18 protein-coding genes are annotated in these 18689 nt (G+C 59.6%); 10 read left to right on the forward strand and 8 right to left on the reverse strand.

Annotated features, from left to right (window positions below; all coding sequences use genetic code 11):
* The first annotated feature begins 2 nt into the window (after positions 1-2).
* Genes CR155_RS14800 through CR155_RS14810 form a run of 3 tightly spaced genes read left to right on the forward strand, consistent with a single transcriptional unit; the run spans position 3 to position 1793 of the window.
* Positions 3-212, forward strand: coding sequence for a zinc-finger domain-containing protein (locus CR155_RS14800; RefSeq protein ID WP_102070812.1), 210 nt, complete (start codon positions 3-5; stop codon positions 210-212).
* A 57-nt stretch (positions 213-269) separates the two neighbouring features.
* Positions 270-692 (forward strand): YybH family protein, encoded by a 423-nt coding sequence (locus CR155_RS14805; RefSeq protein ID WP_102070921.1) that lies wholly within the window; start codon positions 270-272, stop codon positions 690-692.
* A 9-nt stretch (positions 693-701) separates the two neighbouring features.
* Positions 702-1793, forward strand: a complete 1092-nt coding sequence (locus CR155_RS14810) for a YheT family hydrolase (RefSeq protein ID WP_102070813.1) — start codon at positions 702-704, stop codon at positions 1791-1793.
* Positions 1794-1814: 21 nt separating this feature from the next.
* Here the strand turns inward: CR155_RS14810 and CR155_RS14815 are convergent, their stop codons facing one another.
* The 4 genes from CR155_RS14815 to CR155_RS14830 all read right to left on the reverse strand — a co-directional run bounded on the left by CR155_RS14815 (position 1815) and on the right by CR155_RS14830 (position 5354).
* Positions 1815-3323: a beta-barrel assembly-enhancing protease gene (locus CR155_RS14815; protein ID WP_233214313.1), complete on the reverse strand. Its 1509-nt coding sequence runs from the start codon at positions 3321-3323 to the stop codon at positions 1815-1817.
* A 17-nt stretch (positions 3324-3340) separates the two neighbouring features.
* Positions 3341-4204: a cytochrome c oxidase assembly protein gene (locus CR155_RS14820; protein ID WP_102070814.1), complete on the reverse strand. Its 864-nt coding sequence runs from the start codon at positions 4202-4204 to the stop codon at positions 3341-3343.
* Positions 4205-4232: 28 nt separating this feature from the next.
* The gene (locus CR155_RS14825) at positions 4233-4568 is read right to left on the reverse strand and encodes a hypothetical protein (protein WP_102070815.1); all 336 of its coding nucleotides are present in this window, start codon (positions 4566-4568) and stop codon (positions 4233-4235) included.
* 348 nt (positions 4569-4916) lie between these two features.
* Positions 4917-5354 (reverse strand): NINE protein, encoded by a 438-nt coding sequence (locus CR155_RS14830; RefSeq protein ID WP_102070816.1) that lies wholly within the window; start codon positions 5352-5354, stop codon positions 4917-4919.
* A 64-nt stretch (positions 5355-5418) separates the two neighbouring features.
* Here CR155_RS14830 and CR155_RS14835 point away from each other — a divergent pair, with 64 nt between their 5' ends.
* From CR155_RS14835 to ruvA, 6 genes are read left to right on the forward strand one after another with little or no spacing between them, the layout of a single operon-like run.
* Positions 5419-6588 carry an FAD-dependent monooxygenase gene (locus CR155_RS14835; protein ID WP_102070817.1) on the forward strand — a complete coding sequence of 390 codons (1170 nt, stop codon included), beginning with the start codon at positions 5419-5421 and terminating at the stop codon, positions 6586-6588.
* A gap of 40 nt (positions 6589-6628) precedes the next feature.
* Complete coding sequence (dusB, locus tag CR155_RS14840; protein ID WP_102070818.1) at positions 6629-7645, forward strand: tRNA dihydrouridine synthase DusB; 1017 nt, start codon at positions 6629-6631, stop codon at positions 7643-7645.
* 31 nt (positions 7646-7676) lie between these two features.
* Positions 7677-7916 carry a helix-turn-helix domain-containing protein gene (locus CR155_RS14845; RefSeq protein ID WP_102070819.1) on the forward strand — a complete coding sequence of 80 codons (240 nt, stop codon included), beginning with the start codon at positions 7677-7679 and terminating at the stop codon, positions 7914-7916.
* A 21-nt stretch (positions 7917-7937) separates the two neighbouring features.
* On the forward strand, positions 7938-9530 hold the full coding sequence (purH, locus tag CR155_RS14850; RefSeq protein ID WP_102070820.1) for a bifunctional phosphoribosylaminoimidazolecarboxamide formyltransferase/IMP cyclohydrolase: 1593 nt from the start codon (positions 7938-7940) through the stop codon (positions 9528-9530).
* Positions 9530-10075 (forward strand): crossover junction endodeoxyribonuclease RuvC, encoded by a 546-nt coding sequence (ruvC, locus tag CR155_RS14855; protein WP_102070821.1) that lies wholly within the window; start codon positions 9530-9532, stop codon positions 10073-10075. The genes purH and ruvC overlap by 1 nt, the downstream gene beginning before the upstream one ends.
* A gap of 29 nt (positions 10076-10104) precedes the next feature.
* Positions 10105-10680 carry a Holliday junction branch migration protein RuvA gene (ruvA, locus tag CR155_RS14860; protein WP_102070822.1) on the forward strand — a complete coding sequence of 192 codons (576 nt, stop codon included), beginning with the start codon at positions 10105-10107 and terminating at the stop codon, positions 10678-10680.
* A 42-nt stretch (positions 10681-10722) separates the two neighbouring features.
* Here the strand turns inward: ruvA and CR155_RS14865 are convergent, their stop codons facing one another.
* Positions 10723-11691 carry a threo-3-hydroxy-L-aspartate ammonia-lyase gene (locus CR155_RS14865; protein WP_102070823.1) on the reverse strand — a complete coding sequence of 323 codons (969 nt, stop codon included), beginning with the start codon at positions 11689-11691 and terminating at the stop codon, positions 10723-10725.
* Between the two features lie 130 nt (positions 11692-11821).
* On the opposite strand from CR155_RS14865, the gene ruvB reads away from it, so the two are divergent.
* The gene (gene ruvB / locus CR155_RS14870) at positions 11822-12886 is read left to right on the forward strand and encodes a Holliday junction branch migration DNA helicase RuvB (RefSeq protein ID WP_102070824.1); all 1065 of its coding nucleotides are present in this window, start codon (positions 11822-11824) and stop codon (positions 12884-12886) included.
* Between the two features lie 966 nt (positions 12887-13852).
* On the opposite strand, the gene recQ is transcribed toward ruvB, so the two are convergent.
* The 3 genes from recQ to CR155_RS14885 form a co-directional block, all read right to left on the reverse strand.
* Entirely contained in the window at positions 13853-15670 is a 1818-nt protein-coding gene (gene recQ, locus CR155_RS14875; RefSeq protein ID WP_102070825.1) for a DNA helicase RecQ, read from the reverse strand.
* Between the two features lie 3 nt (positions 15671-15673).
* Positions 15674-16786, reverse strand: a complete 1113-nt coding sequence (locus tag CR155_RS14880) for a fimbria/pilus outer membrane usher protein (RefSeq protein ID WP_102070826.1) — start codon at positions 16784-16786, stop codon at positions 15674-15676.
* 95 nt (positions 16787-16881) lie between these two features.
* Positions 16882-18672, reverse strand: a complete 1791-nt coding sequence (locus tag CR155_RS14885) for a ClcB-like voltage-gated chloride channel protein (RefSeq protein ID WP_102070827.1) — start codon at positions 18670-18672, stop codon at positions 16882-16884.
* Between the last annotated feature and the right edge of the window lie 17 nt (positions 18673-18689).

Below are 18689 nucleotides of genomic sequence, written 5' to 3' on the forward strand. Positions count from 1 at the left end.
CCATGAGCAGCGCCTCTCACGTCATTCCGCACAACGATGCCGTATTCGTCGAAGCCAAAGACCTGCCAGTCTATTGCCCTCGCCCGGACGCCCCCCTATGGAGCATGCATCCGCGGGTCTTCATCGAAGTCGTCAAGACAGGCAGGGCAATCTGCCCCTATTGCGGTACGGCATACGAATTGAAAGAAGGCGAAAAGGCCCACGGGCACTAAGCACTATCCAGGCGCTTGTCACCGCTGGCCGCCATACCACTTTACGGTTCGCACTTTATGTTTACTACACCGCAAGAAGCCGAGCATGCCTTTTACGAAGCACTCCAGAAGGCCGACCTGACCTTGATGATGCGGGTCTGGGCCGACGACGAGGAAATAGTCTGTGTCCATCCGGGCGGCACGCGGGTCATTGGCCTGGAAGCCATTCAGAACGCCTGGCAGCAAATTTTTGGCAACGGCCCCATGACCATTAATCCCTTGCGACCCATGATTCTAACGACCGTCATGAGCTCGGTGCATGTTTTGGTGGAGCAGGTATCGGTCAAGACCCCCGAAGGCGCCAAGACAGCCAATTGCTACACGACCAATATATTCCACAAAGGCCGGACCGGATGGAAAATGGTGCTTCATCACGCATCGCATGCCCCGCAGAATATCGACATGTTCCGTCTGCAAGACCATCCAGACACCTTGCACTGAAGGCGGTACGTGACAGCACAGATTGACACCTCTCCCTGTCCCACTCCCGGTTGGTTGCCTGGCGGCCATCTCCAGACGCTTTATGGCGCCCTCGTGGCTCGCTACCACCATATTTCGTTTGTTCGCGAACGCCTCACCACGCCTGACGGGGACTTCCTGGATCTCGACTGGACGGGGCCAGGGCTGTTCACGGACAAGCTGGCCAATGGCACGGTGTCCCGGCCAGACATCCGCCTGGGCAGGACAGCAGCGAGGCGCTGGATGCAGGACGACGACTGGGCCAGCCTTCCCGGCGGCGTCGATACGCCTGCCCTGGTCCTCTTCCACGGACTGGAAGGAAGCAGCCACAGCCATTACGCCCAAGCCATTACCCAACACTTTCGCGCGCGCGGATGGATCGTGGTAATTGCCCATTTTCGCGGTTGTTCGGGCTTTCCGAACCGAATGGCACGTTCCTATTTTTCAGGCGATTCCGAAGACATCCGATTCATACTCGACACGCTGCGCCAGCGCCTTCCCAATGCCAGGTGGCATGCGGCGGGAGTCTCGCTGGGCGGCAATGCCATGCTCAAGCATATAGGCGAACAGGGCGAAGCCTTGTCGTGGCTTGCCGCAAGTATCGCGATCTCGGTGCCGCTGGACCTCGTTGCCTGCGGTACCCGCCTTTCTGAGACGCGACTGGGCAAGCATCTGTACTCGCGGCATTTCCTGAGAACCATGAGAACCAAGATCATGGAAAAAGCCAAACGCTTTCCAGGTAACATTGACGCGTTGCGCCTGAGCCAGGTGAAAACCCTGCGCGAATTCGACGATCTATATACCGCTCCGATGCATGGCTACAAGAATGCGCTCGATTACTGGACCCGGGCGTCCAGCAAACCGCACCTGAAAACCATTGCCATACCCACGCTGATCGTGAATGCGCGCAATGATCCCTTCATTCCCGAACCCTCGTTGCCCGGCACACAGGATTGCTCCGCAAGCGTCGTGCTGCAACAACCTGCCGAAGGTGGACACGTAGGATTCGTAACGGGTCCTTTTCCGGGGCATCTGGGATGGTTGCCCGGGCGCATGGCCCGATTCTTCGAGAGCGGCACATAGAACCACTGCAGGAGGTGGCTTCTATGACTTGAAACGTTCGAGCAAGGCGCGATCGGCTTTCAAGCGTTCCTTGAGCGTTCTTATCTGCACATCGAGTTCCGACTGCACATAGAAGTCTGTGGTCATGCTGCGCGCCTGCTGCAATTGCTCCACGGCAGTGGGTAGCGCCCCAGTAAGATCGTAATAGGCAGCCATGGTACGTCGGGCGGCGACCTTCTGTCCCAGACGCTCGTGGCTTTGCGCGAGCAACTGGTGCAGGCGGGGAACCTCGGGCCATTGCTTGATTCGTTGCTGAAGGAAGGGTACGGCATCCGCGTCCCGACCTGTCTTCTGCAATGACTCGACGCGGATCAAGGCGATGCCCTGATTGTCCGGCCAGCGTTGCCAGGCTTTCTCGGCAAGGGCAAGCGCACCGGCGGTGTCGCCCTGCGCCAACGCAAGGGATACGCCAAGGCCGGCTACCTCGGGAGAGTTACCGCCGTCTTTCCGGGCATTGCGCAGCGCTTGCTCCGCCCGAACCAGGTCTTTTTTCTGGAATGCGGCAAATGCGATGCCATACCATGCGGCGGATTGTTCAATGCCGGTGGCTCGCTGTGCATCAAGCTGCAGTTTTTCCACAGCCGTGCGCTGCGCCTGGCTGTTCCTAGCCTGCACGATACGCAATTTGGCGCGCACGAACCAGAACGAGTCGCTGCCCTCTGGATTGGCCGGCGGTGTCTCGCCGACCCGATTTTCGATATCGGACATGCGTTGAATGGACAGCGGATGAGTGCTTGCGTAATCGCCGCCGCCCTTGCCTTCGTTGAGCCGCGCCGAATTCGACAACAGATTGAACATGCTCACCATGCCGCGCGGATCGTAGCCCGCCTTGCGCATCATTTCGAAACCCGCACGATCGGCTTCCTGTTCCGCCTGTCGGGAAAAGCCGAGTTGCCTGTCGACGGCCGCTGCCTGTCCGAACGCCGCAATGCCCATGGCGAGGTCGCCGCTGCCTGAAAGCGCGGCCAGGAGCGCTGCCGCCACTGCTGCCATCATGACGCCACTGCTTTGCGACTTTTGCGTCATGCCGCGCGCAATATGGCGCTGTGCAACGTGCCCGATTTCGTGGGCAATGACGGAAGCGACTTGGGATTCGGTTTGCGCCGACACCAGCAGTCCGCTGTTGATTCCGATATAGCCACCCGGCAAAGCGAAGGCATTGATTTGCGGATCACGCACACCAAATACGGTAATAGGCTGATCCGGGCTGACCGGGGCATGCGCGGCTAGGTTTCGGCCCATGGTGGTCAGATACTGGCTGATGTCAGGGTCGCCGATGTAGTCGGGATCGCGGCGCCCTTGCTCCATGATGGCGTCGCCCAATGTGCGCTCCAGCGATGGGGGCAATTCGGCGGATGAGGCCGAGCCCATGCTGGGCAATCCCACAGGCTGTGCAGGGGCGGGTGCCGACCAGCACATAAGCGAAAACAGGCTCGCACACAGCAAGGCGCTGCGGGAAGTGGTTCGCAAAGCAGTTTGGGCAACAGTCATGGCAAAGAAATGGTGGATCAGGATGCCGGAGACACCGCGGATTGCCGGGCCCGCAAGGCATCTTGTTTGTTGGGCAAGCGATTTTTGCCGGAAAGCCGCATCAGCGTCGCGAGAGCGAACAACAGGCCGAACACTTCGACAAACCCTGCCAGCACCCACATGGTGAGGCCGCCGATGGCCTGGTCGGTCAGGGCCGTCATACCCGGTATGGCCCGTCCGCAGAGATCGAAGATGGGGTAAAGGTCGTATTCGGTGAACGTGATGATCGCGCCCACCACCATTTGTGGAACCATGGTCAGTACGGGGGAAATGATGCGCGCGCCCGGCGAGAGCACGGCCGGCGGACTTGGACGCCGGTCGAGAATGAGGTTCCAGTACATGAACCCGCTTATGACGACCGACCAGTTCATGAATCGGTACAGACGCCAATCGAGCATGGAGTAGAACTGCACCGTAGGTATAAGAAAGCCAAGCACCAGGACGACAAACAGCACCGGCACAAAGATTTTATTGGTGAGAATGGCAATGACTATGCGCCCCGGCCTGCTGACGCGAAAGTCACGCAGGCGCAGCCGCCACGACTTGGGCAGGCCCGCGCGCATCACCTGGCCCGGATAGGCGCCCATGATGAAGAGTGGCCCGAGATGGTGCAATACCAGATGCTGCAACCGATGTATGAAAAACATGCGCTCGGCATAGTAATCGATGCGCGTGTGCATCGACAGATAAAGCAGCACCATGCCTATCCAGAAGAAGGCCTGGCGAGTCGCCGTAACCTTGTGGACACGCGTCCCGCGCACGAATGCCCAGCTTCCCACGAAAAACATCAGCAACAACGCTGGAGAGAGCTCCCAGGGTGTAAGCCAATCGATAACAGTCATGGGTAGAGATCCGGTAAGCGCGACCCTGCTAGTTTAATGCAATGTGACGGCGATCGCCCCACTGGACCCGCTGCACGCCCGGGTAGGCGCTGATCTGACGTGCCTGCGACATGAGTACCGAACGGAGCTCCGGCGGGCAATTTACCGTGACGCATGCTGTGGCCATTTCGTTCTGTGGTGCATGGTCGACCAGCAAGTTGGCTACGCTGAGCCCCGCGGCTTCGAAATCTTGATAGATTCGCTTGCGGACATCGGCAAGGATATGGCGAGGACACACGACAGTAAGACGCGAGACTGAGCTGGGGACGCGAACTGGCGCGGCCTGAACGCCTGCACGACGTAGAAACAAATTGAAAAGGCGCATAGACCCTCCGCAATCGATGTGTTGCAACACAACACACGAACCTGCTGCGGCAAGCGCAACAAGTATTTTTTAAATTGACGGGAGTTTGAATACGCGAAGTACCTTCAAACCACCACGCCCATGGAAAACCAGGGCGTGGCTAAAGCTGTGCTGAATCTAAGCTGCTTTTGCCTGGACGCGCCTGGTAATGAAATAGCCGATACAAGATCGACTTTTACTATCGCCGGGGTCGGAATTCACCGCACAGCTCCTATAAATTGAACACGTAGCATTGTAGCTTCTTAGCCGCATGCAGACAAGCCCGAACACCTGAAATTTCAATACATTAGGGCAACGAATAACGAGAGCCTACAGAACGTGGCCATCGAGCCATCCTATTGCGGTGTATACATGGATGACGATCAGCGCGATGCCAAACATCAGCACGCTGCCACCCACGAAGGTAGTCACAATGGCGGCAATGACGGCATTCCAGCCCGTACGCGAGCGTAGGCCGGAACCCGGATTGTATTTTGTGTCGAATTTGTCGTCCGCCATGAGCGCGAAAACCAACGCCTCGATAAAGCCGGCGGTAATGGGGACAATGAGCACGAGAAATGGGGGGCTATCCCACCACACCGGGTAAAGCCGCATGAGCGCCAGCATGATAAAAGCAAACGCGGTCAGCATCCATGCGCCGCGCCGTCCCATATACCACCAATGTGCACCGACGACGCCCAGCAGGCACGCCAGCCACGCAGCGACCACCTTGCTGCGATGTCGGGCAGGAGTGTTAAATTGCTTCATGTAAAGACTCCAGTCACCGAAATATAAAAACCCAGTACACATTGTAGTAGAGCACGGAACAGGCATGGATTCCCCCACATACGACATCGTCATAAGCGGAGCAGGGCCGGTAGGCAGCGCCCTCGCTCTTATCCTGGCCAATAAGTCGCCCGACCCCGCCCGCATTGCGCTCCTGGGGCGGAATATGACTGTCCCGGATGACACGGATGGCACAGCAGCCAAGCCGCTGCCGGACCCGCGGACGCTCGCACTCAACCACGGCAGCCGGGTTTTACTTGAGCAGCTGGGTGCGTGGCCGGGACAGTCCGCAAGCATCGGCGTCGTGCATGTGTCGCAACAAGGTCGGCTCGGACGAACCCTCATCGACCACCACGAGCTCAATGTCCCGCGCCTGGGCAGCGTCGTGGGCTACGATACATTGCTTGGCTGCCTGCACGGTGCCTTGCGCGCCAGCGGCGTGACGCTTATCAATGCGTCGCCCCCTGGCCGCGTGGCCGGTAGCCATGTCCGGTTTGACATTGGCGATAGCCACATCAGCAGCGCCCTAGCGGTTCAGTCTGACGGCACCAGGCCGCGAGGAGTCCAGCGCCACTACGATCAACATGCGGTCCTGGCCACCGTTCGCGCGGCAAGGCCCAGACCGGGATGGGCCTTTGAACGGTTCACCGCGCAAGGACCACTGGCCGCCTTGCCGCAGCCACACGACAACAACCTCTACGGCATCGTATGGTGCTGTTCACCCGGTCTGGCTCAAATGCTCTTGGCGCAATCCGATACGGCTTTCAGCGCCCTATTGCACGAAACATTCGGAGATCGGCTAGGGCAGTTTCAATGCATCGGGGAGCGTCATGTGTTTCCCTTGTCGCTGCATGCCGGTCCGTCGCTGCTCAATGTCCGCACGATTGCTGTGGGCAACGCAGCCCAGACACTCCACCCGGTCGCCGGGCAGGGTTTGAACCTGGGGTTGCGCGATGCTGCCCAGCTAGGCCAGGTCCTGGCGCCGTGGCTTGCGAAACCACAGGACGACCCCGCCCACATCCTCGACCAGTTTGCTGGCAACCGGCGCCCCGACCGCTGGCTCACGGCCGCAATCACCGATTTCCTGCCGCGCGTCTTCACCACCGGCAATCCATTGATTGAACATGCCTGCGGCCTGGCCCTATTGACGCTCGACCTTGCCCCCCCACTGCGTAATTCCCTCGCGCGTCAGCTATTGCAAGGGCTGCGTACCTGAGCCCTCAGCCAGGAAACCCGTTCGGGTTTAAAATCCTCCGATGTTCATTGGCCCGTGGTCTCTTCCCAACCCGGTTTTCGTCGCCCCCATGGCCGGCGTAACCGATCGCCCTTATCGCAAGCTCTGCAAAACGCTGGGGGCGGGCTATGCCGTGTCTGAAATGGCAGCCAGCAATCCAAGGCTCTGGGACAGCGTCAAAACATCGCGACGCCTGGATCACGAGGGGGAAATCGACCCCATTGCAGTGCAAATCGCCGGATCGGACCCCGACATGATGGCCGAGGCCGCCGTGTTCAATATCGAAAAGGGCGCCTGCATCATCGATATCAACATGGGTTGCCCGGTCAAGAAAGTATGCAATGTCGCGTCAGGATCGGCGTTGTTGCGCGATGAAGATCGCATAGCAAGAATTCTGGAAGCCGTCGTATCGGCCTGTCGGCCTATGGGCGTACCCGTCACCCTGAAAACTCGTACGGGATGGGACCGCGCGTCACGCAATGCGGTCAGCGTCGGGCGAATGGCAGAAGATATTGGTATAGCCGCCCTGACCCTACATGGCCGTACCCGTTGCGACCTGTATCTGGGGCAGGCCGAGTACGATACGATACGGGACGTAAAGCAGGCTCTCACGATTCCCGTTATTGCCAATGGGGATATCGATAGTCCCGAGAAAGCAAAATACGTACTAGAGTATACGGGTGCCGATGCCATCATGGTGGGGCGAGCGGCCCAAGGCAGGCCCTGGATCTTCCGGGAAATCAGCCATTACCTGCTGACCGGGGGGCATTTGCCGCCACCCACCTATGGCGAATTGCGGGACTGCCTGCTGGACCATTTAGAAGAGCACTATCGGTTTTACGGAGAATATACTGGCGTGCGTTCGGCGCGCAAGCATATCGGCTGGTACCTGTCCACGATGCCTGACGCCCTCGATTGGCTGCCCTGTATCAATGAAATTGGCAACACGCGCGACCAAACCCTGGCGCTCCAGCGCTGGTTCGATCGCCATCCACCCAACGAGCCCATAAAGGCTCAGACGGCCCGGGCGCAAGCCTGAAGCACGTCGCACACTATCAATAGCAAGGATCATGAGCAACACAAACCCCCTAGAGCAATCCGTGCGCGACCAGCTTGAGCGTTATTTCACGGATTTGGGCGACTCAGAGCCGCGTGACATGCTGGCCATGGTCGTCAACTGCGTCGAGCGTCCAGTGCTGCAGGTTGCACTCGAGAAGTCCCGCGGGAACCAGTCCAAAGCCGCCGAGATGCTGGGCATTACCCGCAGTACCCTGCGCAAGAAACTGCTCGCCCATAACCTGCAACCTTAATTTTTATTCTAGAACCTAACCATGAAAATCCAGACAGCCCTACTCTCGGTTTCCGACAAGACCGGTATTGTTGAATTTGCCCAGGCGTTGACTCAACGCGGTGTGCGCCTGTTGTCTACTGGGGGCACGGCCAAGCTGCTGGCGCAGGCAGGTCTGGCCGTGACAGAGGTCGCCGCGCATACCGGATCGCCAGAAATTCTGGACGGGCGCGTCAAGACCCTGCATCCTAAAATACATGGCGGGTTGCTGGCGCGTCGCGACAGCGCCGAGCATTTGAAGACATTGCAAGAGCACCAGATCGACCGCATTGATATGCTGGTTGTCAATTTGTATCCGTTTCGCGAAACCATCGCCAAGCCGGACTGCACCTTCGCCGATGCCGTGGAAAACATTGATATCGGCGGGCCGGCCATGCTGCGTGCCGCAGCAAAAAATCATGGCACACCCGCCGGCGGCGTCACGGTCGTGATCGACCCGGCCGATTACCAACGCGTTCTCGCCGACATGGACGGCCCTCATGGGCACCCTTCCTATGGCCTGAGGCTGGAGCTGGCGACCAAGACTTATGCGCACACCGCGGCCTACGACGGCGCCATTGCAGCTTACCTCAGCAGCCTTTCTGTGGCGGAACCGGCACAAGACAAGGCGCCCGAACGCAGCGACTGGCCGCGCACCCTTACGGTACAGCTCAAGCAGCAGCAAGTCTTGCGCTATGGCGAGAATCCGCACCAGGCAGCCGCTTTCTACGTGGACCAACCGATAGGCGCCGGGCTGCTCGGCAGCTATCACCAGTTGCAGGGCAAGGAGCTTTCCTACAATAATATTGCCGACGCGGATGCGGCCTGGGAATGCGTGCGCAGCTTCGAAACCACCGCCTGCGTAATCGTCAAACATGCCAATCCTTGCGGCGTCGCCCTGGGCGACAGTCCCTTGCACGCGTATCAGCAAGCCTTCAAGACTGACCCGACATCCGCGTTCGGCGGAATCATCGCCTTCAATCGTCCGGTCGATGAAGCGACTGCGCAAGCCATCAGCGCCCAGTTCGTGGAAGTACTGCTGGCCCCTGAATATTCCAGTGGGGCGTTGGCCATCTTCGCGGCCAAGAAAAACGTGCGTGTATTGCAAGTGCCACTGGGCGAAGCCCAAAACGCCTTTGACATCAAGCGTGTCGGCGGCGGCTGGCTGGTGCAAAACCCTGATAACCATCAAGTCCCGCGCGATGCATTCAAACTCGTCACGACAGTGGCCCCTAATGAACAACAAATGCAGGATCTGATGTTTGCCTGGAAAGTGGCCAAATACGTGAAGTCGAATGCCATCGTTTTTGTCGGCAACGGCATGACGCTGGGCGTGGGTGCAGGACAAATGAGCCGGATCGATTCTGCCCGCATCGCTTCCATCAAGGCTGAGAACGCGGGTCTGGTACTGGCCGGCTCGGTAGTCGCGTCGGACGCATTCTTCCCGTTTCGCGATGGCCTTGATGTTGTGGCCGATGCTGGCGCCACGTGCGTCATCCAGCCCGGCGGCAGCATGCGCGACGATGAAGTGATTGCGGCAGCCAACGAACGCGGTATTGCCATGGTCCTGACCGGCGCGCGGCACTTCCGCCACTGATGCGCATACTCGGAATCGACCCAGGATTGCGCCGCACCGGCTTTGGCGTCATCGACGTCCTGGGTTCGCGTCTGCAATACGTGACCAGCGGCACCATAATCGTGCCGGCTGACCAGCCTCTGGCCCAACGCCTGAAGGTCATATTGGACAACATCCGCGAAGTGGTACAAAGCACCGAACCGACGGTCTCGGCACTGGAAAAGGTGTTTGTGAACACCAATCCAGCGTCAACCTTGTTGCTCGGGCAGGCTCGGGGTGCGGCCATGTGCGCGCTGGCCGACAGTGATCTGGACGTGTACGAATACACCGCGCTGCAAGTGAAGAAATCGGTCGTCGGCAATGGCCACGCCGCGAAAGAGCAGGTTCAGAAAATGGTACAGCATTTGCTGGCCTTGAGCGGCCTGCCCGCAGCCGACTCGGCCGATGCCCTGGCTTGCGCTATCTGCCATGCCCATTTCATACCGCTGACCCAGCGCCTCAAGGACACCGGACAGCTCAAGTCCAGCCACAGCAGCCGGGTACGCGGTGGACGGCTGGTCGGCTAATCTGTAGTATCAGTGAAAAGGATGGCCCCATGATCGGAAGAATTACCGGCACGCTGCTGGAAAAAACACCACCTGTCGTTTGCATAGATGTGGGCGGCGTCGGCTATGAAATCGATGTGCCCATGAGCACGCTTTATAACCTGCCCGAAAACGGCGGCAAGGTCACCCTGTACACGCATCTGGCGGTACGTGAAGATGCCCATACACTGTATGGTTTCTCCACTGCCGGCGAGCGCTCCGCATTTCGCCTGCTCATCAAGGTAAGTGGAATCGGTGCGCGCACCGCGCTGGCCGTGCTGTCCGGCATGACGGTGGAAGAGCTGGCCAGCGCAATCACGCAGCAAGAAAGTGGCCGACTCACGCGCGTGCCCGGCATCGGCAAGAAGACAGCCGAACGCCTGTTGCTCGAATTGCGGGGCAAGTTGGGCGCCGACCTGGGGCATACGCCTGGTTCGTACTCGGCCGGCCGGGACGATATTCTCAATGCCTTGCTATCACTGGGTTATTCCACCAGCGAATCGCAGACGGCCCTGAAAAACCTGCCGGAAGGCCTGGATGTTGCCGAAGGCATACGACACGCCCTTAAATCATTGGCCCGCGGCTGACAGGCCACCCACCCCGGGAAAGGAATAACGCTTGGCCGCCGGTCAGGCCGTTTGCAGAAAACGGCCGTAAGCCGACAGATCGACATTGCCGCCACTGAGCAGCACGCCTATGCGCTGGCCCCTGACCGGTGCTATTTCGTTGAACACGGCTGCGGCGCCCAGGCAGCCGGTAGGCTCCACGACCATCTTCATGCGCTCGGCAAAAAATTGCATGGCTTTTATCAGTTGCGAGTCGTCGACGGTCAGGATGTCGCGTGCGTATTCCTTGATGATGGGAAAAGTGAGTTTGCCCAGACCCAAAGTAAGGGCGCCGTCCGCAATGGAATTGGGTGGCGCAATGGTGACGATCTGACCGCTGCGCAAGGATTGCTGTCCATCGTTGCCGGCCTGGGGCTCCACCCCATACACGGCGCATTCGGGAGCGAGCGCATGCGCCGACAGCAAGGAGCCCGACAACAAGCCACCGCCGCCCAGAGGAACGAACAGCGAATCCAGACCGCCGACATCTTCAAGAAGCTCTTGGACCGCCGTGCCTTGGCCCGCGATGACGTCCGGGTGATCATAGGGCGGGATCAGGGTCAGGCCTTGTTCTTTCACCAGCGCAAGCGCCACCTGTTCGCGGTCTTCTGTGTGGCGATTGTAACTAACGACTCGGGCGCCGTAACCGATGGTGGCTGCTTTCTTTGCAGCCGGTGCGTCATGCGGCATAACGATCGTAGCAGCGACATTCAGCAGTTGCGAGGCCAGAGCTATCGCCTGTGCATGATTGCCCGATGAGAATGCCACGACGCCCGCCCTGCGTTGTGCCGCCGACAGATTGGCCACGGCGTTATAGCCGCCGCGGAACTTGAAGGCACCAATGCGCTGGAAGTTCTCGCACTTGAAGAACACCTCAGCCTCGAGGCGCTTGTTCAGCGTCTGGGACGTGAACACCGGGCTGCGGTGCGCCACCTGGCTGAGGACCCGGCTGGCAGCGACGACATCATCAAACGTGGGTAATCTGGAATTCATTGGAATACGCTCGGCTCAAGGAAATACGATAAACGCAACAGCCGGAATTATGCTGCAAACGGTGCACGTCTGCGCAACTAATGCGGAGTAGAGTACGATAAGCACTGTAAATATAATCAGCAGCGATCCCATGGCCATACATTCCGACTCACTGTCCAGCATTGCAGCAATCGAGCGCATTGTCGCCCCACAAAGCGCCTCTCCCAACGAAGATTCGGTCGAACGCGCCTTGCGGCCGCGTGCGCTCAGCGAGTACATCGGGCAGCACCGGGTGCGGGAACAACTGGAAATTTTCATTGCCGCTGCCAGGAATCGCGGCGAGGCGCTGGATCACGTGTTGCTGTTCGGGCCGCCCGGCCTGGGCAAGACCACGCTGGCCCATATCGTGGCACACGAAATGGGTGTACACCTGCGACAAACATCAGGCCCGGTGCTTGAACGCCCCGGCGACCTTGCCGCCCTGCTCACCAACCTGGAAAAAAATGATGTGCTGTTCATCGATGAAATCCACCGCTTGTCGCCTGTCGTGGAAGAAATCCTGTATCCGGCGCTTGAAGATTTCCAGATCGACATTCTTATCGGCGAAGGCCCTGCGGCGCGCAGCGTAAAAATCGATCTGCAACCCTTCACCCTGGTCGGGGCCACGACACGGGCCGGCATGCTGACCAATCCACTGCGCGACCGGTTCGGCATTGTGTCGCGCCTGGAGTTCTATAGCGCCGAAGATCTCACCCATATCGTCAAACGGAGTGCGCAGCTCTTGAATGCCCACACTACACCCGATGGCGCTGCCGAGATAGCGCGCCGGGCACGCGGCACACCGCGCATAGCCAACCGGCTCCTGCGCCGCGTGCGCGACTATGCCGAGGTCAAGGCCGATGGCCGCATCGATGTCGCCGTTGCCGGCGCGGCGCTGGCCATGCTGGAAGTAGATCCGCAAGGCCTGGACCTCATGGACCGCAAGCTGCTCGAGGCAATCATCCATAAATTCGACGGCGGGCCGGTGGGGGTTGACAGCCTGGCCGCCGCGATCGGAGAGGAACGCGACACCATCGAAGACGTGATCGAGCCCTTCCTGATACAGCACGGCTACCTGCAACGCACCCCCAGGGGTCGCATGGCAACCCAAAGCACGTGGAAGCACCTCGGGCTTGCGCCGCCCAAGCCTGCCGGAACATCCGACTTGTTTTCCTGACTTGAATTCACCGGCGACCAGAGGAGTTTTGGTCGAAGTGTTTACAGAGCTCGCTGCGGCGCGGAGGCGTCGGGGGGCTATTCGTTCGTTGGGAGGGCTTTTCGTTCATTGGGACGGCTATTCGTTCATTGGGTCGGCTATTCGTTCATTGGGTCGGCTATTCGTTCTTTGGGTCGGCTATTCGTTCTTTGGGTCGGCTATTCGTTCTTTAGAAAGGCGGGTGTGTCGCGGCCTGTTTCGGCTTCGCGCGCTACGCCCGTGGCGTTGCCAGGGGTGCCCGTTTCGGCCAGCCCCATCGAGGCGACCGCGGAACTCGCCCGGTCGGGCCAGTGGCCCGACACCCGTCGGGCTACAGACAGCCGCGGTCTTGCATCCTCGATGTGACTGACCGAAACGGCGTGCGCGAGGCGCCTGCACAGCCCCCGACACACCCGCCTTTTTGCATGAGCGAGGCTTGGACGAGCGCGCTAACCATCGTGCACGCCAAGCCAGCCACGCAATCCACTTCTAAGACCGGTTCGATCAACGCGGTGAGCCTGGCCAAGCAACCATTTGCATCCATCTTGGCCAGAAATCTTTCACGACGGGTTTGCTGGCCTTTGCCAGCGTAAGGCCGGCAAGTTTCCGATTGCGCAGTTGTACGGGGTGGATGGGGGGCAGTCCGGCGTGTAGGCGTGCGCCGCGGGCTGACGAAGGGAAGCCGGGGGGTGTCGTCGGTCGCTGTCTGACCGGAGCGAAGCGCAGGGAGTTCGGCCGACGCCCGGCTGGACGAGGCAGACGCGGAAACAAGCACGCCGTGCCGGACTGCCCCCCATCCACCGCGGGCAACGTCATCGGAGCCAGACAACGTCATTAGCACCAGACAACGTCATCGGAGCCAGACAACGCCATTAACACCGGACAACTCATCAGAACAGAACAGCCTCACTGAAGCAAAGTGCCGTAAACACTTGAACTAAAAACTCTCTAGCCGCGCACACACCGCAACAACTCTTCCCCATAGGCGTCGCGCTTGCGTACGCCCACGCCACTGATGCCGCCGAGATCGTCCAGTGTTTGCGGACACGTCAGCGCGATTTCGCGCAGGGTGGCATCGTGAAAAATGACGTAGGCGGGCACGCCATGGCTGCGTGCCACCTCTGAGCGCCATGTCCGTAGATGCTCAAAGCGCTGCTGAGCTTCCCCCGGAAGAACGATTGCATCCTTGCTTTTCGCCGTGCCGGTGCTGCGTGGACTCCGGACTTTCTTCTCAGGCTCGCGACGAAACATCAAGGTGCGCTCGCCCTTGAGCACGGCACGGCTTGCATCGGTCAGCGCCAGGGTGCCGTAACCCTCGTGGTCGACAGCCAAAAGGCTCTGGGCGAGCAACTGCCTCAATACGCCTCGCCAGGCCTGCTCCGACAGATCGGCGCCTATGCCGAAAACAGTCATGGTTTCATGCTGATATTGCTGGATCCTGTCTGTAGGTTTGCCGCGCAGAATATCGATGAGGTGGCCTGCGCCAAATCGCTGGCCGCGTTCGCGCCATAAACGATAGACAGCTGAAAGAATCTTCTGAGCGGCGACCGTACCATCCCATGCCTGTGGCGGCTCCAGGCAGGTATCGCAATTGCCGCAAGGTCCTATGGTCTGTTCAAAATAGGCCAACAAGCGCTGGCGGCGACACGTTACGGTTTCGCACAGGCCCAACATGGCATCAAGCTGCGCGCCCAAGCGGCGCCTGAAAGCGTCATCGCCAGCCGACTCATTGATCATGCGGCGTTGCTGCACCACATCCTGCAGGCCATAGGCCAGCCATGCATTGGCCGGCTGGCCGTCGCGCCCCGCGCGGCCAGTTTCCTGATAATAGCCCTCCACCGATTTGGGCAGATCGATATGCGCAACAAACCGTACGTCCGGCTTGTTCACTCCCATGCCAAATGCAATGGTGGCCACCATGACCATGCCTTCTTCGCGCAGGAATCGCGCCTGGTTCGCAGCACGTACGGCCGGATTCAATCCCGCATGATAAGGAAGGGCCTCGATTCCGTTCTGGCAAAGGAAGTCGGCAGTTTCCTCGACCCGCGCACGGGAAAGGCAATACACGATTCCGCAGTCGCCCTTGTGTTCCGCCTGGATAAAGGCCAGCAATTGTCGTCTGACTTCATTTTTTTCGATGATGCGGTAACGGATATTCGGTCGATCGAAACTGGCAACGAAATGCGGTGCGTCGTCCAGGGCCAGGCGCTGTGCAATTTCGCGCCGGGTGACCGTGGTCGCGGTTGCCGTCAATGCCAGGCGGGGCACGTCCGGCCATCGTTCATGCAGTAGCGACAAGCCAAGGTATTCAGGCCGGAAGTCATGTCCCCATTGTGAAACACAATGGGCCTCGTCAATCGCAAATAGCGATATCCGGCCACTGGACAGGAGATCCAGGCATCGATCGGTCAGTAATCTTTCCGGCGCCACATATAACAGATCCAGCTCGCCGGCCAGAAAAGCCTGCTCCACATCGCGAGATGTACGCCAGTCCTGCGAAGAATTCAGGAATGCAGCCCTCACGCCCAGTTCGAGCAGTGCGTCAACCTGGTCCTGCATGAGCGCAATCAGCGGAGAGATCACGACTCCGGTACCCGGACGAACCAATGCGGGTATCTGATAGCAAAGTGATTTCCCGCCGCCAGTGGGCATGAGCACCAGGGCGTCGCCACCCTGCACGACATGGTCGATGATGGCTTGCTGGTCGCCCCGGAAGGAGTCGTAACCAAAGACCTGCTGCAGCGTTTCGAGGGACGAAGTGTTCATGTGCTAGTTGATGGGAACCGAAAAGCGAATGCCTACATCATAATCGCCACTGACGAGTTGACGCTCGGCCTTCAGCCCGATACGAAGGTTTGGGCTGTACCAGAATTGTTGCGTAAGCCCGAAGCTGCGCTGCGTGTCGCCCAATGAGGAACGGGCACTTTCATAGGTACCCGCCACATCTCCCCAGCGTCCCATAGGCACGCTGGCTGATACTTGTTGCCGGATGCCGCCAACCGACACCCCATCCGCGTAGCGGCTAAGGTCGGCAAAGCCCATGGTGTGCCGTTCTCTTAGCCAGGACAATTGCACGGTGTCGAGCACATCCACCTCGTAGGCCGTCTGGTATCGCCACCCTCCGTGCATGCCGTAGCTGGCTTTGGCAACGCCGGCGCTCCAGGCGCCCCAGTTATCAGTGGCGTAGCGCCCGCCTACTCCAGTCGCAATCAGATCCGGCGCCGCTTCGAGCTGAGACTCGAGCGTGATTTGGGGATTGATCTGATAACGCAAGACCGTGTTGCTTGCCGTCGGACCATAGTCGAGGTCGCCTTGAGGCTGGCTGGAGTAATCCAGCGCCCCCACGGACATGGCGTACTGCCATCGCTGGCTGTCCGAACCCACCTGGGACGATTGCGACACACTGATACCACCCATTCGCGCTGTGTTTCCCCAAGCCGGTACCTCGATCTCGTTATTGCCCAGGCTCACGCCCAGGCCGTGTTCCCCGGTATAACGCCAATTGCTGGTGCCCAAGGTCCATGAGTCGCGGGCTGGAGTCGACAACCATCTCGCCCGCATGCGCGGCGTACGGCGCCATCCCGTCGAGCCCAGCAAGCCGGGCGACGTCCTGGACACTTTGGTCCGATGCCATTTCTGGAAGTCCGTTTCCGTCCAGAAATAGTCGTAAGGAATGTCGGGTATTGCAAGCGCACCGGGCAGCCCGGTTGCGTCAGGCGTGACGGCGTCGGACATAGACTCGGCATCGGCCGGATCCGCCAATGGCCGTGGGGGATCCACAGACACTTCGGGCACAGCATACAACTGTATGGGCGCCAGGTCGCGCAATGCGGGACCAGGTCGCCCCCGGGCAGAATCAGGCCAGGCCGACGTTGACAGCATGCACGCCGCCGCTATGCAGGCTAATCGCAGTAGGGTTGAAAAAAACGTCATGAACACCAATCAAATCGTTGTATCGGCAAAGTTGGAACGTACTTTCACTTTCGTGGTTGGCGTAACGGTCCGAAGGCCAGCATGGCCTCGCCACCCGCGTCCAAAGATCGCTTGATGGCACTGTATTTTTCCAGTACCGACGATTTGTAGACCACACCAAGCAGAGTGGGTTTTTCGCCGCGGCTGACCACCGGCAGCCGTTCGCCGGGGAACTGGACGAAAATATCCTGCGCCTCGTCCAGCGTCATGCCGGGATGCAAAGTCTTGACGAAATCGCGACGCAATACTTCTCCGGCCAGCTTCGCGTTTATGTCGCTTCGTTCCAGCAACAAACTGGTCAAGTCCTGCTGGGCGACCACACCTTGGAAACTATTTTCTTCGTCGACCACGTAAAGATACCTGACCGGATAGTCCAGGAACATTTGCAACGCCGCGCTGACCGGCGAAGTCGTCACGACAACGGTCGTGGCCGGGCGCAATAACTCATCCAGCATGGTGTTTCGCAACTGTTGGCGCAACAGGACGTCGCGTTCGCGCACCACCGTGACATCATACATGGCGACTTCTGCCACTGCACGAGCCACGAAAAAGGCAACCACGCACGCAAGCATCAGGGGCAGGACCAATTGATAGCTCAGCGTCATCTCGAATATCATCAGTATCGCCATGAGCGGAGCACTGGTGGCCGCCCCCAGGAAACTTCCCATGCCAACCAATGTATACACATAGACTTCAGTCGTCATACCGGGCCAGACCAGCATCATGAGCTGGCCAAACAATGTCCCGATGGCGCCACCCACGAAAAGAGCAGGAGTGAACACGCCCCCTACCGCGCCCGAGCCCACGGTCAACGCCGTGGCGACGACTTTACAGATAAGAATCAATACGACGGCGTACCAGGTCCAGGTGGTGTGCAGCAACGAGGACACCACACTGTAGCCGTTGCCCGCGACTTCAGGCACCACCATCAGCAGCAGGCCAAGCAGGGTGCCGCCCAGGGCAAGGCGCATAGGTAAAGGCAGGCCGGTGCTTTTGAACCACCTGCGTGAAATATCAAGGAACTTCAGGAACATGGGAGCGCCCAGACCGGCCAGCCCTCCCAGCAGCACGAAGGGGAGCACTTCCATGCCCGGTATCTCGGGGATATCGGCCATGGCGTAGGTGGTCTCATAGTGCCCGGTCATGCGCATGACGATATTTGCCGAGGCCGCCGCTACCAGCAGGGGGCCGAAGCTTTGCATGGTCATAGTGCCCAGGACGATCTCGGCCACGAACAATGCGCCGGCGATGGGGGCGCCGTAGGCAGACGCCACGCCCGCTGCCGCCCCGCAGGCCACCAGCAGGCGCAATCGGGACGTGCCAAACGAGGTGAAGCGGCCTATTGCCGACGCGCTGAGCGCCGCCATATGCACCATGGCGCCCTCCCGTCCTATGGAGCCGCCAGACGCCACCGTGAATAACGATGAAAGCGAGCGCAGCAGGCCTTGCCGCATCGACAGACGGCCATCCCCAAGAGCCACGGCTTCCATATAGTCGGAATGCGCTCCGCTGCCCATCCTGGATGCCAGCCACAACAAGCTGCCCGCCACCAAGCCGCCAAATGCAGGGAACAGCAATCGGCCATACCATGGCAAGCCCTGCGTGACGCCCACGATGGAACCGCTATGACCGGTGACCAGGTTTTGTATAAGACGCATGCCTTCGTGAAACAAGATCGTCGCGAAAGCCCCCAGGACCCCGGTCAAGGCGGCCCAGCACAGCATTGCCGGCAGATCCGAAAGCCAGGAATAGCCCGCGAGGCGCTTGCGCATGGATTTTATGGGGTGCCCTATCATTCGTTTCCCGTGTCGTT

The organism is Pollutimonas nitritireducens (genome assembly GCF_002849615.1).
In the GTDB taxonomy this organism is placed as follows: Bacteria; Pseudomonadota; Gammaproteobacteria; order Burkholderiales; family Burkholderiaceae_B; genus Pollutimonas; species Pollutimonas nitritireducens.

Bases quoted from the DNA above. Each gene is read 5' to 3' on its own strand.
- CR155_RS14880 (WP_102070826.1), bottom strand. From the start codon at position 16,786: ATGCTGTCAACGTCGGCCTGGCCTGATTCTGCCCGGGGGCGACCTGGT.
- CR155_RS14865 (WP_102070823.1), bottom strand. From the start codon at position 11,691: ATGAATTCCAGATTACCCACGTTTGATGATGTCGTCGCTGCCAGCCGG.
- CR155_RS14825 (WP_102070815.1), bottom strand. From the start codon at position 4,568: ATGCGCCTTTTCAATTTGTTTCTACGTCGTGCAGGCGTTCAGGCCGCG.
- purH (WP_102070820.1), top strand. From the start codon at position 7,938: ATGAAAATCCAGACAGCCCTACTCTCGGTTTCCGACAAGACCGGTATT.
- CR155_RS14885 (WP_102070827.1), bottom strand. From the start codon at position 18,672: ATGATAGGGCACCCCATAAAATCCATGCGCAAGCGCCTCGCGGGCTAT.
- CR155_RS14800 (WP_102070812.1), top strand. From the start codon at position 3: ATGAGCAGCGCCTCTCACGTCATTCCGCACAACGATGCCGTATTCGTC.
- CR155_RS14835 (WP_102070817.1), top strand. From the start codon at position 5,419: ATGGATTCCCCCACATACGACATCGTCATAAGCGGAGCAGGGCCGGTA.
- CR155_RS14845 (WP_102070819.1), top strand. From the start codon at position 7,677: ATGAGCAACACAAACCCCCTAGAGCAATCCGTGCGCGACCAGCTTGAG.
- ruvB (WP_102070824.1), top strand. From the start codon at position 11,822: ATGGCCATACATTCCGACTCACTGTCCAGCATTGCAGCAATCGAGCGC.
- CR155_RS14815 (WP_233214313.1), bottom strand. From the start codon at position 3,323: ATGACTGTTGCCCAAACTGCTTTGCGAACCACTTCCCGCAGCGCCTTG.
- recQ (WP_102070825.1), bottom strand. From the start codon at position 15,670: ATGAACACTTCGTCCCTCGAAACGCTGCAGCAGGTCTTTGGTTACGAC.
- ruvC (WP_102070821.1), top strand. From the start codon at position 9,530: ATGCGCATACTCGGAATCGACCCAGGATTGCGCCGCACCGGCTTTGGC.
- dusB (WP_102070818.1), top strand. From the start codon at position 6,629: ATGTTCATTGGCCCGTGGTCTCTTCCCAACCCGGTTTTCGTCGCCCCC.
- CR155_RS14805 (WP_102070921.1), top strand. From the start codon at position 270: ATGTTTACTACACCGCAAGAAGCCGAGCATGCCTTTTACGAAGCACTC.
- ruvA (WP_102070822.1), top strand. From the start codon at position 10,105: ATGATCGGAAGAATTACCGGCACGCTGCTGGAAAAAACACCACCTGTC.
- CR155_RS14830 (WP_102070816.1), bottom strand. From the start codon at position 5,354: ATGAAGCAATTTAACACTCCTGCCCGACATCGCAGCAAGGTGGTCGCT.
- CR155_RS14820 (WP_102070814.1), bottom strand. From the start codon at position 4,204: ATGACTGTTATCGATTGGCTTACACCCTGGGAGCTCTCTCCAGCGTTG.